Below are 18,892 nucleotides of genomic sequence, written 5' to 3' on the forward strand. Positions count from 1 at the left end.
ATTAAACATTAAATGATTAATAGTCGCGCTGGATGTCGGCAATCTTCTCGTGCAGGCGCGCCATCTTCTCCTCTTCGAGCACACGTTTGTACTCGATGGGCACCACCTGGATGAAGTCCTCGATGTAGCGGTGCCAGTCGTCGAGCATGCGACCTGCGAGAGCCGAACCCGTGTGCAGGTAGTGCTGACGGATGAGCTCGAGCAGTTCCTTGCGTGATACTGAGTCTTCAACCAGCGAGAGTTCTACCATATCCATGTTGCAGAAGTAGTCGAAGGTGTGATCGGGGTCGTAAACATAGGCCACACCACCACTCATACCAGCGGCAAAGTTACGGCCTGTCTTACCCAGCACTACCACACGTCCGCCAGTCATGTACTCGCAGCAGTGGTCGCCGGCACCTTCAATCACAGCGATGGCACCCGAGTTACGCACTCCGAAGCGCTCGCCCACCTTACCATTTATATAGAGTTCGCCCGATGTAGCACCATATAGTCCGGTGTTACCTGCGATAATGTTATCCTCGGCCTTAAAGTCGTCGCTGCGACGTGCGGGAGGCAGAATAGAGATGCGACCACCAGAAAGACCCTTACCAAAGTAGTCGTTGGTCTCACCCTCGAGGCGCAGGTCCAGTCCACGAACGGCAAATGCGCCAAAACTCTGACCAGCCGAGCCCTTGAACTTAATCTTGATAGCACCGTCGGGCAATCCTTCCTCGCCGTATTTCTGGGCAATCACGCCCGAGAGCATCGTGCCCACGGCGCGGTCGGTGTTCTTGATGGCGTACGAAGCCTCACCCCCGTCCCCTCTCCCAGAGGCGAGGGGAGTAGATAGTAATTCCTCAAAATCTGCAAGTATCTGCTTGTTGAGATGGTTGCCAGTAACCTCTGTGTATGCGCCGCGGTCCCAGTAGAGGGGTTTATCGGTCTCTGGCTTGTGGAGAAGTCGACTGAAGTCGATGGTACGCCATTTCTCGGTGACATCACTCCCCTCGCCCTTTGGAGAGGGGACGGGGGTGAGGCTCTCGATGAGTTCTGTATGTCCGATAATCTCCTTCAGACTCTTCACGCCGATTTCGGCCAAATATTCACGCACCTGCTCGGCCAAGAAGGTAAAGAAGTTAACCACGTACTCAGCGCGACCCTCGAAGTGCTTGCGCAGCTCGGGGTTCTGGGTAGCCACACCCATGGGGCAGGTATTGGTGTTACATTTACGCATCATCACACAGCCCAGCACAATGAGCGGCAGCGTGCCAAACGAGAACTCGTCGGCACCAAGCATCGCCATGATGATCACATCCTTGGCAGTCTTCAACTGTCCGTCGGTCTGCAGGCGAACCTGGTTACGCAGACCATTCATTACCAGTGTCTGCTGTGTCTCAGCAAGTCCTATTTCTGATGAGATACCAGCAAATCGCATTGAGCTTGCAGGGCTGGCACCAGTACCACCCTCGGCACCACTGATTACTATCAGGTCGGCCTTAGCCTTAGCCACACCAGCAGCAATCGTTCCTACACCGCTTTCGGCTACCAGTTTTACGCTTACTGCAGCTGTTGGGTTGATATTCTTAAGGTCGAAAATCAGCTGCGCCAGGTCTTCGATGCTATAGATGTCGTGATGGGGTGGCGGCGAGATGAGCGAGATGCCGGGGATTGCGTTACGTGTCTTGGCGATAATCTCGTTAACCTTGAATCCAGGCAGCTGTCCGCCCTCACCAGGCTTAGCACCCTGTGCCACCTTAATCTGTATCTCCTCGGCATTCACCAGGTACTCGGCGGTTACACCGAAACGTCCCGATGCAATCTGCTTGGTCTTTGAGCTCAGGCTTACGCCATCGACTTCTGTGTGATAGCGGGCGTTGTCCTCACCACCCTCACCAGTGTTACTGCGTGCACCCAGTTTGTTCATGGCCAGTGCCAAAGCCTCGTGGGCCTCGATGCTCAAAGCGCCAAAACTCATGGCACCTGTTACGAAGTGCTTAACGATGCTCTCAACGGGCTCAACCTCGTCGAGACTCACCCCCAGCCCCTCTCTGCCAGAGAGGGGAGTAGATGCCTTCTTAAAGGTGAGGAAATCGCGCAGGAAGATAGGCGATTCCTTCTCGTCGACAAGCTTTGACCATTCCTTAAACTTCTCGTAATCGCCAGTACGGCAGGCTAACTGCAGCTTCGCAATCGTCTCCGGGTTCCACGCGTGCTTGATGCCGTCCCTGCGCCAAGAGAACTGCCCGTGATTAGCAAGGTAACCACTCCCCTCCCTCACAGGGAGGGGTTGGGGGAGAGTCTGCAGCCGAATCTGATCCCTCGCAATCTCCTTCAGGCCCACACCGCCGATGGTGCTCACCTCGGTGCCGAAGTAGCGATGCAGCAGGTCTTCGCTCAGTCCGATGCTCTCGAAGATCTTGGCTCCACGATAAGAGCGGATGGTAGAGATACCCATCTTACTCATAATCTTCTTCAAGCCCTTGTCCACCGCTTTGATATAGTTCTTCTCGGCAGTAGCATACTCCTCCTGAATCTTATGTTTCTTCACTAGATCGTCGAGCACAGCAAATGTCATGTATGGACACAGGGCGCTGGCACCGTAGCCCAATAGCAGGGCAGCGTGCATCACCTCGCGAATCTCACCACTCTCAACAATCAGGGCGGTCTGCACACGCTTACCTACGCTGATTAGGTAGTGGTGAACGGCAGAAACAGCCAACAGAGATGGGATGTAGAAGAGACCCTCCCCCTGCCCCTCCCTGTGAGTTAGGTGAGTAGATACCTCTGCATCTTCAATTTTATCTGTTAATATAATGTAGTTCACGCCCTCGTCCACGCAGGCCTCAGCATCCTTGCATAGCTTATCAAGAGCAGCCCTTAGCGCTTCTCCGGCTTGAGTGTAATCACTCCCTTCCCTCACAGGGAGGGGTAAGGGGGAGAGTCTGAAGGTCATCGCCAGCTTCTTCGTCTTAAATCCCTTGTATCGGATGTTACATAATATATCGAGTTGTGTGTTGGTTAAAACTGGTTGTGGCAGGCGCACCATCTTACAGTTAGATGCATCGGGCGTCAGGATGTTGGTTCCTACGGCGCCGATGTACTCTGTCAACGACATCACCAGTTCCTCGCGGATTGGGTCGATGGCAGGGTTGGTGACCTGTGCAAACTGCTGACGGAAGTAGTTGAACAGCACCTGTGGACGGTCTGAGATGACTGCCAGTGGTGTATCGTTACCCATAGCAGCTACAGGTTCCTGTCCGGCTGTGGCCATAGGGATGATAGTCTTGTCGATATCCTCCTGACCGAAGCCGAAAGTCACCAGCTTAGCGTTGAGATCGCTCACGCCGTTGTCCACCTTACGTCCGCTCTTCAGTTTCTCCAACTGCACGCGGTTCTCGTTCAGCCATTCGCGATAAGGATGGGCTTTGGCCAGCTTCTCCTTTATCTCGCCGTCGTAGTATATCTTACCCTCCTGGGTATCAATCAGCAGAATCTTTCCTGGCTGCAGGCGACCCTTCGAAACTACATCGCTAGGCTCGAAGTCCATCACGCCAACCTCGCTGGCTACCACCATCATACCGCTCTTGGTAATGGTGTAACGACTGGGGCGCAGACCATTTCTGTCGAGCATACCTCCTGCATAGCGACCATCACTAAACAGCAGTGCTGCAGGACCGTCCCAAGGTTCCATCAGGATAGAGTGGTACTCGTAGAATGCCTTCAGATCCTCGCTGATAGGGTTCTTATCGTTAAAGCTCTCTGGCACCAGGATAGCCATAGCCTGTGGCAACGAGAGTCCGCTCAGCATCAGGAACTCGAATACGTTGTCCAGACTGGCCGAGTCGCTCATGCCATCCTGTACTATTGGACGCAGGTCCTTTATGTCGCCAAGAGCCTCGCTGTTAAGCACGCTCTCGCGAGCCTTCATCCAACCGCGGTTACCACGTATGGTGTTAATCTCACCGTTGTGTGCTAACAAGCGGAAAGGCTGGGCCAACTTCCACTTTGGGAATGTGTTGGTGCTAAAGCGAGAGTGTACCAGTGCCAGTCCGCTTGTAAAGTAGTCGTTCGATAAGTCAGGGAAGTAGCGACGCAGCTGTCCGCTGGTCAGCATTCCCTTATAGATAATATTCTTTGAAGAGAGGGAGCAGATGTAGAAATCGGACTCTCCCCCCTGCCCCTCCCTGTGAGGGAGGGGAGTAGATGCCTCCATTTTGGCTACCCTATTCTCGATTCTCTTCCTTATTATATATAATGTGCGCTCGAATGCCTTCTCCTCTTCGTCTGGAGTGTAATCACTCCCCTCCATTACAGGGAGGGGATGGGGGGTGGGTCCCCTCTTTACAAAAATCTGCTTGATGTCAGGCTCCACTTCGCGGGCAGCCGCACCAAGAACTTCAGGATTAGTAGGCACTGTTCGCAGATGCATCAGCGTCAGTCCCTCGCGCTCAATCTCCTCGATCATCACGCTCAGAATCTCCTGCTGCGCCTTCTCGTCTTTAGGTAGAAAGACCAGTCCTGTACCATACTTTCCCTTTTCAGGCACAGGGATTCCCTGAAGCAGAATAAACTCGTGGGGTATCTGTACCATGATACCCGCACCATCACCGGTCTTGTCGCGTGTCTCGGCGCCACGGTGTTCCATGTTCTCAAGCACCTTCAGTGCATTGTCCACCAGTTCATGACTCTTTCCGCCGTGGATATTTACTACCATACCCACGCCGCAAGCGTCGTGCTCATAGTCACTCTGGTAGAGTCCCTTTCCATCATTTTTAAGTTTTCTTTCGGTCATATTATCCTTCATTTAATCTTTCTGTCAGATATCTGCTGCAAAATTACATCTAAATACTCACGCACATATATTCATCTTATCTCTTTAAGTATAAAAAAACACCCAAACTTACGATTTATCACAAAAATCATTGTTTGCAATACAAAATAATAGCAAAATGCAAGTATTTATGTTCAAAAAGTAACAATCTGTTAGTAATATTAGTTTTAATTGAACAAAAACACTCAATATTTTTTATTTTCTTGACATAATGTCCTAATTTTGCAGTCGAATTCACAAAAAGAGGTAAAAGGGTATGACTAAGGGCTGCAACAAGACAGGAAAGATTGATTTTACAAAGATGCATGGCTGTGGAAATGACTATATTTATGTAAACACCATGTTCAATGACATACCTGACCCTTTCTCCGCAGCTATTAAGTGGAGTGACCGCCACAAAGGCATCGGTTCCGATGGTCTTGTTCTTATAGGAAAATCTCCTGTCCCCGAGGCAGATTTCTCAATGCGCATATTCAACGCCGATGGTAGCGAGGCTATGATGTGTGGAAATGCTTCGCGCTGCATAGGTAAATATCTTTTTGAACGCGGTTTTACTGACCACAAAGAAATTCGCCTGTTGACACTTTCCGGAATAAAGATACTTTTCTTGAATGTATCACAAGACATTGTTGAAAGTGTAACTGTTGACATGGGCGAACCCGCTTTTGATGTCCCCACACAGTTTACAGCTTCCCGAGAACCAAACAAGGGCACGTTTGTGTCAATGGGCAATCCACATTATGTTATTTTTACTGATAACGTAGATCAAGTAGGCGAGACAGGCCGTACATTCGAACATCACCCAGCCTTCCCACAAAGATGTAATATAGAATTTGCACAGATTATCGGCGGGGAAACCGCCGACCACACAATCGCGATAAGAACCCGCGTCTGGGAGCGCGGCAGCGGCATCACGCTGGCCTGTGGCACTGGTGCATGCGCTACTGCTGTGGCTGCTGCTCTTACCGGAAAGGCTGGTCGCACTTCACAAATCGTAATGGATGGCGGCACGCTGAATATTGAGTGGAGTGAATCTGACCACTCGGTCAATGGACGCTTTTTCCAAAAGAATCACGTCTATATGACCGGTCCTGCTGAGTTTGTATTCGATGGAGAGATTGAATTAAAATAAAAAGATATATGGCATTAGTTAACGAACATTTCCTGAAGTTGCCAAACAACTATTTGTTTGCAGATATAGCCAAGAAGGTGAATGCCTTCAAAGTGATGCACCCCAAAGCCAACGTTATCTCCATGGGTATTGGCGATGTCACACAGCCTCTGTGTCCTGCCGTGATAGAAGCGATGCACAAGGCTGCCGACGAGATGGGCACCGCTGAGGGTTTCCGCGGCTACGGTCCTGAACAGGGCTACGACTTCCTGCGTGAGGCCATTCTGAAGAATGACTTCCTGCCACGTGGCATCCATCTCGACATCGATGAAATATTTGTCAACGACGGTGCAAAGAGTGACACCGGCAATATCCAGGAACTTATTCGCTGGGACAACAGCATAGGAGTTACAGACCCAATTTATCCTGTATATATCGACTCAAATGTGATGATAGGACGTGCAGGAACTGTAGAAGACGGCAAATGGTCAAATGTTATTTATATGCCATGTACTGCCGAGAATGGCTTCGTTCCACAAATTCCTAATCGTCGTGTAGATGTAATATACCTCTGCTACCCCAACAACCCCACAGGCATGGTTATCACACGAGAAGAATTACGCAAGTGGGTGAACTACGCACTGAAGAACGACGCACTTATATTCTATGACGCTGCCTACCAGGCATATATTCAGGACGACAGCATTCCCCACTCTATCTATGAGATTCGCGGTGCCCGCAAATGTGCCATCGAGTTCCACTCATATTCAAAAACAGCTGGCTTCACTGGTATACGTTGTGGCTACACAGTAGTACCTAAGGACCTGACAGCAGCCACACTTACTGGCGAGCGCATCGCGCTGAACCCCTTGTGGTATCGTCGTCAGTGTACGAAGTTCAACGGCACCAGCTATATCAGTCAGCGTGCTGCAGAGGCTATCTACACGCCAGAGGGCAAACAGCAGGTGAAGGCCACCATAGACTACTACATGCAGAATGCGAAGAAGATGCTCACCACCCTGCGCTCACTAGGTTATGAGGTCTATGGCGGAGAGAACGCACCTTATATATGGATGCGCACGCCCGACAGTTTCCAAAAGGAAGTTGGCGGTATGGCGCCGACTTCCTCTTGGAAGTTCTTCGAGAACCTGCTCTACGGAGCAAACGTGGTATGTACGCCTGGTGTAGGCTTCGGTCCTGCCGGTGAGGGTTACGTACGTTTCACCGCCTTTGGCAGTCATGAGAAGACCGAGGAGGCTCTTGAACGCATAGCCAACTGGAGTAAAGGATAACAGCTTAATATTTATAGACTATCAGATTCTTATAGCGTAGAACTTACAATTTGTAACAAAACAGCCATATTTACTTACAATTTGTCACAACAATAAAGAAAGAAGATTTTAATTGCTACCATATAGAAGAGATTACTGACTATTTGTCGTAATTTTGCCTCGATTTCAAAAAGCTATATTATTATGGAAGCATTAAGATTTCAGGTTGTCGGTGAGGCATTCAAGAAGAAGCCACTCGACGTAAAAACACCAGCAGAGAGACCTTGCGATTATTTTGGCAAGAAAGTGTTCAATCGCGAAAAGATGTACAAGTACCTGCCAAAGGATGTCTATGAGAAAATGATTAATGTCATGGACAATGGCGCACGTCTCGACCGCACAGTTGCTGACGCTGTAGCAGTAGGCATGAAGCAGTGGGCAACAGAGAACGGAGTGACACACTACACGCACTGGTTCCAGCCATTAACTGAAGGAACTGCCGAGAAGCACGACTCGTTCATTGAGCACGACGGCAAGGGTGGTATGGTTGAGGAATTCAGCGGAAAACTGCTTGTTCAGCAGGAACCTGACGCTTCAAGCTTCCCCAGCGGTGGCATTCGTTCCACCTTTGAGGCTCGCGGTTACTCGGCATGGGATCCTACAAGTCCTGTCTTCATTATTGACGACACACTTTGCATCCCTACCGTATTTATATCATACAGTGGTGAAGCCCTCGATTACAAAGCACCTCTATTACGTGCACTTCACGCAGTAAACGTTGCAGCTACAGACGTATGTCACTACTTTGACCCAACAGTAAAGAAGGTTACATCCAACCTTGGATGGGAACAGGAATACTTCCTTGTTGACGAGGGACTGTATGCTGCACGTCCAGACCTGTTGCTGACAGGCCGCACACTTATGGGACACGACTCTGCAAAGAACCAGCAGATGGATGACCATTATTTCGGTGCAATACCTGAGCGAGTGGCAGCTTTCATGAAAGAACTGGAAATTGTTGCGCTCGAACTGGGTGTTCCATGCAAGACACGTCACAACGAGGTAGCACCAAACCAGTTTGAGTTAGCACCTATATTCGAGGAGACCAACTTGGCTGTTGACCATAACATGCTGCTGATGTCAGTAATGAAGCGCGTGGCACGCAAGCATGGCTTCAGAGTTCTTCTTCACGAGAAGCCTTTTGCCGGCATCAACGGTTCAGGAAAGCACAACAACTGGAGTCTTTCAACTGACAATGGTGTATTGCTCCACGCTCCTGGCAAGACACCCGAACAGAACCTGCGCTTTGCTACGTTCATCGTTGAGACATTAATGGGCGTTTATAAGCATAATGGACTTCTTAAGGCAAGCATCATGAGTGCTACAAACGCTCATCGTCTTGGCGCTAACGAGGCACCCCCAGCAATTGTTTCCAGCTTCCTTGGAAAACAGTTGTCAGAACTGCTCGACCATATTGAGAAAGCCGACAAGGACGACCTTTTCTCAATGAACGGCAAACAGGGCATGAAGATGGACATACCAGAGATTCCTGAGCTGCTCATTGATAACACTGACCGTAACCGCACATCACCCTTTGCCTTCACTGGCAACCGCTTTGAGTTCCGCGCCGTAGGCAGCGAGGCCAACTGCGCCAGCGCAATGATTGCCCTGAACAGCGCAGTAGCTGAAGCTCTCGTTGACTTCAAGAAGCGTGTCGATGCAAAGATTCCTGAGTTCGAGAAGAAACTTGCCGGTACAGGTCACAGCGCTACCTTTCACGCCATCATCGACGTGCTGCGCGAGGACATCAAGACCTGCAAGCCCATCCGCTTCGATGGCAACGGCTATTCAGACGAATGGGTGGCAGAAGCCGAGAAACGTGGTCTGGACGTCGAGAAGTCTTGTCCAAAGATTTTCGAACGCTATCTCGACCCCGAAAGCATCAAGATGTTCGAAAGCCTTGGTGTCATGACAAAGAAAGAGTTGGAGGCACGCAACGAGGTTAAATGGGAGACCTACACCAAGAAAATACAGATTGAGGCACGTGTACTTGGCGACCTGTCTATGAACCACATCATCCCTGTGGCAACCCACTATCAGAGTGAGCTGCTGAAAAATGTTGGCAACATGGCTGCGGTATTCTCTATTGAAACGGCAGACAAACTATCTGCCCGCAACAAGAAGATCATTCAGGAGATTGCCGAGCGAACAAGCGCCATAGAGAAAGGCGTTGAAGAACTGGTAGAAGCCCGTAAAAAGGCAAACAAAATTGAAGATGAGCACCAGAAGGCAATAGCCTATCACGACGATGTCGAGCCGAAGCTCGATGAGATTCGCTATCAGATAGACAAGCTCGAACTGATTGTCGATGATGCCCTGTGGCCTCTGCCAAAATATCGCGAACTGCTATTCATAAGATAAAAAAAACTAAACTAGACGAGGGGCTCGATGCTGTCAAGGCACCGAGCCCTTTACATATTAAAAAGGCATTAAATTGTTTGTCCATTCCAAAAAAATAGCTAATTTTGCAGCCTAATAACAGTCTGACTATCTCTTTGATATGCGCCACGATAAACTTGAACGCGAACTAAACCTGCTGCTCTTGCTCACGGAGAACCATAACTACACCGTGCCGGAGATTTGCGACCGTGTGCAGATATCGCGACGCAACTTCTACTACTATCTCGATTTCTTCAGACTGGCGGGCTTCAAGGTTGAGCACTCCAAGCCATACTACCGAGTAAGCAAAGACTCGCCATTCTTCCGTAAGATTGACGAAGTGGTACACTTCACCGAGGACGAGGCAATAACAATGCGCCGCATACTTGACAAGACCGGTGACCAGAGCATACAGGTGGAACGACTGCGCCGAAAGCTCGACCGTCTCTACGACCTGCAGATTCTTGACAATGAAGAGATGCAGGAGCAGTTAGCCCATAACGTGACGACACTCTATGAAGCTATAAAGCGACAGGTGGCAGTAAAGCTTGTCAACTACTCTTCGCCCCACAGCAATACTACGAGCAACAGAATAGTGGAACCTTTCCTGCTGATGAACGGCAATCGTGAGGTGCGCTGCTTCGAACTGTCATCGGGGATTAACAAGACGTTCAAGCTCAGCCGTATGGAAGATGTTCAACTGCTTGACGTCACGTGGGAGCACCAGAACAAACACCACAAGATTTTCACAGACATCTTCATGTTTAGTGACGAGAAACAGTGGACGGTGACCCTGCTAATGGGACGCCTCTCATCATCAATACTATTAGAGGAATATCCCAAAGCAAGGAAATACCTGACACAGCAGGACGAGACCCACTGGCAACTGGAGCTGCCCGTCTGTTCATTCATCGGCATAGGGCGCTTCGTAATGGGACTGTTTGAAGACATAGAAGTACAGGGATGTAATGAGTTTAAAGAATTCCTAAATAACAAAATCAACAATTTAAGTAAAAAAACATTATGAAAAAGATTTCAGTTTTCTTTGTAGCTGCTGCCAGCATGTTGCTGGCAAGCTGCGGTGCAGTATCATTAAACGACAACGCCTCAAGCACTGCTGCTGAGGCAGGCAACGCTGCTGCTGCAAGTCTCGGTGCTGTGGCAAGCGAGGTGCTCACTAACATGGCCACCAATGCTGTCAATGGTTCTTCAGTAGGCAACATGCTGCAGAGCGTGCTTGGTCTCGACAAGGTGACAAAAGCCAACCTCATCGGCACATGGACCTACAGTCAGCCTGGCTGTGCTTTCACCAGCGAGAAACTGTTGGCACAGGCTGGTGGCGAGGTCATTGCTTCAAGCATCAAGTCAAAGTTGCAGTCCACATACCAGAAGGTAGGAATCAACAGCTCAAGCACATCAATCACCTTCAACCAGGACGGCACCTTCGCAGCAAAGATTGCAGGCAAGTCATTCAGCGGCAACTACACCTTCAATGAGTCAACCTATGAGGTAACACTCCAGGGCTTGCTGCTCAGCTTCCACTGCTATGCAAAGAAGAACTCTGACGGCATCGGTCTGCTCTTCGAGGCAAAGAAGCTGCTCACCCTGCTCCAGACAGCTGCTGCCCTCAGCGGTAACAGCACTCTCAACTCTATCAGTGACCTGTCAAAGAACTACGACGGTCTGCGCATTGGCTTTGACTACAAGAAGTAATCTTCACCCACTGAACGTCGACGCTGAGAAGCCGCTGCGCTTCAACAATCCGTTCGACTATGAACCTCATCCGCTCTGCACAGCTGCAGCGGATGAGGTTATGCGTTATGTGAATGCCGACCCTGTGCTGAGGGCTGACGCCGAAAGGGGAAAGATGTTTGGCGTTATGGTGGTAGAGGATCCGCAGTCGGGTAAGCTCTTTTTTCTCGCTGCCTATTCAGGACTTCTGGCTGGCAGAAACGACTGGCAGTTCTTTGTGCCGCCAGTGTTCGATGCCCAACAGCCTGATGGTCACTTCAAGACCACTGAGCGCCTCATCTCTGCCATCAACAGTGAGGTGAAGGCGCTTAACGACAGCGATTCCATAGCAGAACTGAAACGACGTCGCAAACAGATGTCGGAAGAACTACAGTTGTGGCTCTTCCATCAATATGTCATGCTTAACGCCAGAGGCGAAGAGAAAGACCTTGTAGATATTTGGCGCGACTATCACTCATCTCCCAAGCTACAGGCTAAGTTTCCCCTGCCTCCTGGCGGCAGTGGTGACTGCTGCGCGCCCAAGCTACTGCAATATGCCTATCGCAACAAGCTGCGCCCAGTGGCTATAGCAGAGTTCTGGTTCGGTCAGTCACCACGCGGAGAGGTTCGCCACCATGGGCACTACTACCCTGCCTGTCGTGGCAAGTGTCTTCCCATCCTCACCTTCATGCTGCAAGGTCTGGAGGTTGACAAAGAGACCTATGCCATAGACCGTGCAAGCACATGCCTTGAGCCAGAGATAGTCTATCAAGACAGCACGATCATCGTTGTTGCAAAGCCTTCCGGAATGCTCTCCGTGCCAGGACGCATCAATGCTCCATCATTGGAGGAGATGCTCACAAAAAGCTTTGGAAGAGTGTTCATGCCCCATCGTCTTGACATGGACACGTCGGGACTTATGGTAGTGGCACGCAACGAGGATGCCTATAAAAACCTGCAACAGCAGTTCTATTCTCGTACTATTTACAAACGATACGAGGCACTCGTCGATGGAGAGCTGCCTGTAGGCAAGAGCGGCACCATTGACCTGCCTTTGCGTCCAGATCCACTCGACCGTCCACGACAGGTCGTTGACCCTGTGCATGGCAAAGCCGCTGTCACCGACTATGAAGTGTTGGCATCGCAGGCGAAGACCCTTGTATCGCTGATGCCTCACACAGGGCGCACCCACCAGTTGCGTGTCCATTGCGCCCACGCAGATGGGCTCGGCATGCCTATCATTGGCGACACTCTTTATGGCACAAAAGCCCATCGGCTGTGTCTTCACGCAGCTGAGCTTGCATTCGACCATCCAGACACTGGCGAACGCATGCATTTCTCGTTTAAACCCGATTTCTTCCCCACAACAGAGTAATTTTTAGGCAGAAATCGGCAAGAAAGTATTAAACTATCATAAACAGACACTTGGTTCTGCTTTTTTTGCTTATATTTGCAGGAAGTTACAGCTAAAACCTAAAAATAAGAGACAAAAGTATGAAACAGATCTTTCGTAAGCTTGCTCTGGCAGCCATGCTGATGGCAGCCCCATCACTCATGTCAGCAGCAAACAACAAGCCCGGTGACTTCACTGTGGGCGACAAGACTTTTCTGTTGAACGGTCAGCCTTTCATTGTGAAAGCAGCCGAAGTGCACTACCCCCGCATCCCACGTCCATACTGGGAGCACCGCATCAAGATGTGTAAGGCACTGGGCATGAATGCCATATGCATCTACATCTTCTGGAACATCCACGAGCAGCAGGAAGGCGTGTTCGACTTCACCGGCAACAATGACGTGGCAGAGTTCTGCCGCCTGGCACAGAAAAACGGCATGTATGTCATCGTGCGCCCGGGTCCCTACGTCTGTGCAGAATGGGAAATGGGTGGTCTGCCTTGGTGGCTGCTGAAGAAGAAAGACATCAAGCTCCGCGAGCGTGATCCTTATTTCATGGAGCGCGTAAAGATTTTCGAAGAGAAGGTGGGCGAACAGCTCGCAGATCTTACCATCCAGAACGGTGGTCCAATCATCATGATTCAGGTGGAGAACGAGTACGGATCATATGGCGAGGACAAACCCTACGTCTCGGAAATCAGGGATTGCCTGCGCGAAATATATAGACCCACCCCCCTCCCTCATAGGGAGGGGCCGGGAGAGGGTCTGCTCTTGTTCCAGTGCGACTGGTCTTCAAACTTCACTAAGAACGGACTCGATGATCTCGTCTGGACAATGAACTTCGGCACAGGTGCCAACATTGACGATCAGTTCCGTCGCCTCGGAGAGCTGCGACCCAATGCTCCGAAGATGTGCTCTGAATTCTGGAGCGGCTGGTTCGACAAGTGGGGTGCTCGCCACGAGACCCGTCCTGCCAAGGATATGGTAGAGGGTATGGATGAAATGCTCAGCAAAGGCATCTCCTTCTCGCTCTACATGACCCACGGAGGCACCTCGTTTGGTCACTGGGCAGGTGCGAACTCGCCTGGTTTTGCCCCCGACGTTACCTCTTATGATTACGATGCCCCCATCAACGAGTATGGCCTCGCCACGCCTAAGTTCTGGGAACTGCGCAAGATGATGGAGAAGTATAACGACGGCAAGAAGATGCCTGCCGTACCCAAGGCTCCCATGCCAATTATCACCGTGCCTAAGTTCCAGCTCACGGAGTTTGCGCCACTTATCAGTGCGATAACCAAGCCCGTCAATGGTGCCATCAAGACCTTTGAGGAAATGGACATGGGCTGGGGCACAATGATGTACTCCACCCGTTTGCCCGAGATTACTTCACAGAGTGTGCTCAGCGGTGAGTTCCATGATTTTGCTCAGGTGTTTATTGATAAAAAGTATATTGGTAAGATTGACCGTGTAAAGAATGAGAAATCACTCACTCTGCCTGCTGTGAAGAAGGGCGCCGAGTTGATTATCATCGTTGAGGGCATGGGTCGCATCAACTTCGGACGTGCCATCAAGGACTTCAAAGGTATCGTTGGCAATGTCACGCTGACAACGGAGACCGACGAGGCAGAGATTGTACTGACACCGAAAAACTGGATGAACGTTGCTATCCCTGATGATTATGAGACAGCAAAGAATGCGCTTGATATGGTGAAAGGCGTTAACGACCAGATGACTGCCGGCAAGGTAAAAGGGAGTGTTCCTGCACTTGCCTTAACACAAGGCTATGAGGGGTCAAAGAAGCTTGCCGACATCATGAAGCCGGGCTACCATCGCGGCTACTTCACACTGAAGAAGGTGGGCGACACGTTCCTGAACTTCGAGACGTGGGGCAAGGGTCAGGTTTATGTCAACGGTCATGCCATGGGCCGCATCTGGAGCATCGGTCCGCAACAGACACTCTATGTGCCGGGCTGCTGGCTGAAGAAGGGCAAGAACGAGGTGATTGTGCTCGACGTGGTTGGTCCTCGTGAGGCTGTCGTCTGGGGACAGGCTGAGCCAGAACTCAACAAGCTACAGCTGGAGAAGAGCAACAAGCACAACAACATCGGCGACAAGCCCGACCTCAACAGCGCTACACCTGCCGCTACAGGTGCCTTCAAGGCTGGCAACGGTTGGCAGACCATAAAGTTCAATGGTCAGAAGAAGGGTCGATTCTTGGCTATAGAGTGTCTGAGTACTCAGAAGAATGGCGACCGCGTTGCCATAGCAGAGCTTTATCTGCAGGGCACTGACGGCAAGCGCATCTCTCGCGAGCCATGGAAGACGAAGTATGCCAACTCTGAGGATGAGTCTGGCAACCACCTTGGTGATAAGGTCTTTGACTTGCAGGAGTCAACCTACTGGCAGACGGAGAAGAGTGCTTCCATGCCTCATCTCATTGTCATAGACCTCGGCTCTGTGCAGACCGTCACCGCACTGGAATACCTGCCACGCGCTGAACAAGGAGCGCCTGGCTCAGTGAAGGACTTCAAGATTTACCTGTATTAATCTTTTTAAAGACAACGGATTACACGCCCTCATTTTAGAATCTCCACCGCGCCTGCACATCAAGGTCAGTCATGTGGGAAGCATCTATCTGCTGAAGCCCTGTGCCTATTGTTGTGCGGTCGCGGTACTTCGTATATCCAAGCTTAGCATCAAACTGCAGGTGGCTGCCCACCATGGCACGTGCTATAAGCGACAGGCGCAGGCCTCTACCATAGACCGACAGCGATGAGAAGCAGTGGGGCAGCTGCTGCTCATTGACATACAGGCGACTATCGTAAGAATCGGTGTTGAAGTAAGCGGCCATCACTCCTAACCGCCACCACTTCTTACGCCAGCCAACGTTCTCGCTCACCATCCATCCATTGGAAATATCCTCGTTTGCCGCACGCACATAGTCACCACGCGTAGTAAACGACCAACAGCCATCATCATAGTCCAGCGACAGGCGACCACGATGGTCGTTATGCTGTCTTAGCGCCGTCTTGCTTTTGTTGTCCATCTCTCTCAGATGCATGCGATAGCGTCCTTTCATCGTCCATGACCTGCTGAGTTTATAGACAGCCTCAACGAGATAGTCCTTTGCCCACGAATCCCTCGACACCCTGTAGCGAGCCAATGGGAAATAAGCAAAGTCGGCATATCCTCTCAGCTCTAGGCGCGAGATTGGTTGCCAGGTGAAGCCTACATACACTCCACTCTCGTTCTGCACCCGCGACCCCTCGCCAAAGGCATGCCCATGAAGCGACGCGTAGCGATAGCTATAGAAACGCTGAGCAATCATAGCGCTCCATGACGCTTCCGGCTGATAGCTCAGCACGTTAAGCGTTGCCACATGTCCGTCGCCATCGACAGCTGTCTCGCCACTGAGCGAGAAGCGGTGGTGCATATAGCTATAGCTGACGCCATAATTAAGAAAGTCTTTTCCAGCAGGGAAGTATCGACGATATAGCTGTCCGTTGTCGGGTTTCAGCTGACGATCAAGATAGGTATAGGCAACGGTGGCTCCAAGTCTTAGGCCGCCTCCTGAAAAGGAGAGCATAGCACCTAAGTCGGTCTCTGTAGTATTGTGCTTCTTTGCCATCTCAGTAGGGGTGCGATGATAGCCGTTCTTCAGAATCGTTGCCACAGTACCGTCTTTGTTTAAAGTAGCATCAATAGGTCTCACTGAGCCGTATGCCGTCATCTTGAAATGTTTCGACAGCTTTAGTGCCACTGCTGCGCCCTGCATATAGTCGGCTATGGAACCCGTCGCATGTGGACTAAGTGTCTCCGTCTGTCTGCCCTTTGTCTGAAGCATAGACATCTTACCGAGCTGAAAACTGTTGTTAAGTATCAGTCCCATGCCCGAGGCTATACGGTACTTTCCCACCACGAGATTATCCAAAGCACCCAACTTCCTCACCTGCACATAGTAGGAATAGCTGTCATATCCCGTAGTGTTGCGGTTTGAGAAAAACGGCTCGCCGGCATCCTGAGCGCCAACAAAGCCGAAGCGCACATAGTCAGAATAGTGGAAATCATATTTCAGCCAGTGACGATAGGGATAGCCCAGATAGCCATTTCTGTCGCCACGTCGCTCATAGAATGGCACGCGCACTGAGGCCGACAACTCGTGGCGTCCCAGCATTGTGATGGTCTTAACCGAAGGGAAGCGCAACGTATCAGTCACCTCGCCTACATAGACAAAACAACTGAGCAATGCCAGCTGAGTATAGTCCAGCGAGCGCACCATGCGCATCTCTCCCATTGACCTAACAGGATAGTAGGTGTCGCGATAGCCCATGATGTCCATCACTTGCTGCTGAGACAGGAAAGGCAGAGCCATAAGATCGCTAAAAGAAGCCCTGTTAATGTCTATCGGGGTCTCTGCCAACTGCTGTAGCAACGCCATATTCTCCTCATACTGTCCCTGTTCCGTTGACTCATCTTCCATATCCTCCGCATTGACATAATCCTGCCATAGCTGTTGCCACGACATTCTTTCCTGCTCTTGCGAAAAGCCGTCGAGCAGCGAAAGGCAGACAAAGATTACGCAAAGTATAAGACGCATCAGACGATGCTCAGCTATCGGTGTTTCTCTCATGGAAAGCAAAGGTACAAAGAACCGATTGAAAAACAAAACAAAAGCGTCATAAAAACGAGGTCATCCTGTAAGATAAAGAGAACAGAACAGACAGAAATTCTTAAATCTGCGTCACAGATTATATAATCCATGACGCAAAATAATAAATCCACGACGCAGATTATTAAATCTGTGTCGCAGATTTATTTATTCCCATCAGTTTAGGCTCCTTTACGCGACATTTTCAGAGTCTTTATCTGTAAGACTATCCGCATTCTATGTTAAATTCCTAATATTTTTTCTGTTTTAACTATATTTTTAACACTCCCGACTTCATGCAGCCTCAAGCGCTGCATGATAGTCATAATCTGGGTTGTATTTTTCTCCATTCCTTACCATAGCCGTAATGACATGTAATAGTTTGTTCTTTACGTTATTCACGGCAACGGGCTTCTTCTTGCCAACTTCGACAAGCCTATGGTAGTATATGGCCATCTGAGGACAAAAGTGGATGGATGCCAATGCAGCCTGTGTGAGCAGTGCCTTGATGAGCTTGTTTGCAAATGGGCTTACATGTGGCGGCGTGTTTACACTTGTGCCAGACTGTCGGCCAAAGGGTGCTACTCCGTAGTAGCAGGCTATCTTTCGAGAATCGAAGTCAAAGCGGCTGAAGTTGTCTGTATAGACCATCAGGCAAACGGCGTTCTGTGTGCCTACTCCAGGAACAGAAGTGATGATCTCGAAGTTCCTGCGCAGCTCCTCATCCTCACTTATAATCTTTTCTATTCTCATATCGCATTCTGCTATTTTCTTGTTAAACTCACTGATGAGATGTTTGCTGCTCATAGCCATGAAACGGCTGATGTCGGACTTCTCCTGTGTCTGTTTCTTCTCACCCTTGCGCACTGTCATGCTCGCCTTTAGTTTGACCAGATTATGCCTATAGAGAAATACTTCACGAAGACGCTCCAGATTCTTGTCCAGAGGCTTGTACAGGCGCATCTGGTCGTAGTTGCGCATGGCATACTCTGCAATAATGCCTGCATCGGCCTTGTCGCTTTTCGTACGCTGCAGGGCAGAGCTGCGCTTGATGCTCAGGGCATTTTCCAACCACATGTCATAACCACTTCCGTAGAGATAGTTGCATAGTGCCCTGCTGTAACCGCCAGTGTTCTCTCCGCAGAACAGCCAGAGTCCAGTGTCCTGCTCGTCCACAACGGACTTCACCCATCTAAGCAGGCGACGGAAACCACTCACCTTATTGTCAAACACCTCGTGCTGTCTCTCTGCACGTTCCTCGACTCCCTCGGCCTTTATGACCGTTGCATCAAACTTTTCTTTGGAGAAATCGATGCCGATAAAGATTTTTTTCATACCTTTGTATCGTTTTATAGGAATCGGCATAGTTGCATTGACTCTACACTCTAAATAGGCTCGAAGCCGTTATCATTCTATCAGAGCTTGCAACGTGGCTGGGAGGACTGATACAGATCATGGGCTTGTCCCTGTGAAATCCAGAGTTTCCC

Annotated in this window: 10 protein-coding genes; 7 read left to right on the forward strand and 3 right to left on the reverse strand. The window is 50.2% G+C overall.

Annotated elements, in window-relative coordinates; genetic code table 11:
* Positions 1-16: 16 nt before the first annotated feature.
* Positions 17-4,774 carry a glutamate synthase large subunit gene (gene gltB / locus M1L52_RS03130; protein WP_248613359.1) on the reverse strand — a complete coding sequence of 1,586 codons (4,758 nt, stop codon included), beginning with the start codon at positions 4,772-4,774 and terminating at the stop codon, positions 17-19.
* Between the two features lie 295 nt (positions 4,775-5,069).
* On the opposite strand from gltB, the gene dapF reads away from it, so the two are divergent.
* From dapF to M1L52_RS03165, 7 genes are all read left to right on the forward strand, one after another.
* Positions 5,070-5,945 (forward strand): diaminopimelate epimerase, encoded by an 876-nt coding sequence (gene dapF, locus M1L52_RS03135; RefSeq protein WP_248613360.1) that lies wholly within the window; start codon positions 5,070-5,072, stop codon positions 5,943-5,945.
* An 8-nt stretch (positions 5,946-5,953) separates the two neighbouring features.
* Positions 5,954-7,216 carry an LL-diaminopimelate aminotransferase gene (locus M1L52_RS03140; RefSeq protein ID WP_248613362.1) on the forward strand — a complete coding sequence of 421 codons (1,263 nt, stop codon included), beginning with the start codon at positions 5,954-5,956 and terminating at the stop codon, positions 7,214-7,216.
* Between the two features lie 183 nt (positions 7,217-7,399).
* The gene (locus M1L52_RS03145; protein WP_248613364.1) at positions 7,400-9,616 is read left to right on the forward strand and encodes a glutamine synthetase III; all 2,217 of its coding nucleotides are present in this window, start codon (positions 7,400-7,402) and stop codon (positions 9,614-9,616) included.
* Positions 9,617-9,755: 139 nt separating this feature from the next.
* Complete coding sequence (locus M1L52_RS03150) at positions 9,756-10,661, forward strand: helix-turn-helix transcriptional regulator (RefSeq protein WP_248613365.1); 906 nt, start codon at positions 9,756-9,758, stop codon at positions 10,659-10,661.
* Complete coding sequence (locus tag M1L52_RS03155) at positions 10,658-11,347, forward strand: DUF4923 family protein (RefSeq protein ID WP_248613367.1); 690 nt, start codon at positions 10,658-10,660, stop codon at positions 11,345-11,347. Before M1L52_RS03150 ends, M1L52_RS03155 begins: the two co-directional genes overlap by 4 nt.
* Entirely contained in the window at positions 11,331-12,740 is a 1,410-nt protein-coding gene (locus M1L52_RS03160; RefSeq protein ID WP_248613369.1) for an RluA family pseudouridine synthase, read from the forward strand. Before M1L52_RS03155 ends, M1L52_RS03160 begins: the two co-directional genes overlap by 17 nt.
* Positions 12,741-12,859: 119 nt before the next feature.
* Entirely contained in the window at positions 12,860-15,304 is a 2,445-nt protein-coding gene (locus M1L52_RS03165) for a beta-galactosidase (RefSeq protein ID WP_248613371.1), read from the forward strand.
* 34 nt (positions 15,305-15,338) lie between these two features.
* Here M1L52_RS03165 and M1L52_RS03170 read toward each other — a convergent pair whose 3' ends face one another.
* Complete coding sequence (locus tag M1L52_RS03170; RefSeq protein WP_248613372.1) at positions 15,339-17,387, reverse strand: helix-hairpin-helix domain-containing protein; 2,049 nt, start codon at positions 17,385-17,387, stop codon at positions 15,339-15,341.
* Between the two features lie 312 nt (positions 17,388-17,699).
* On the reverse strand, positions 17,700-18,740 hold the full coding sequence (locus M1L52_RS03175; protein WP_248613034.1) for an IS110 family transposase: 1,041 nt from the start codon (positions 18,738-18,740) through the stop codon (positions 17,700-17,702).
* Positions 18,741-18,892: the final 152 nt, after the last annotated feature.

The sequence above is a fragment of the Prevotella sp. E13-27 genome, assembly GCF_023217965.1.
GTDB lineage: Bacteria > Bacteroidota > Bacteroidia > Bacteroidales > Bacteroidaceae > Prevotella.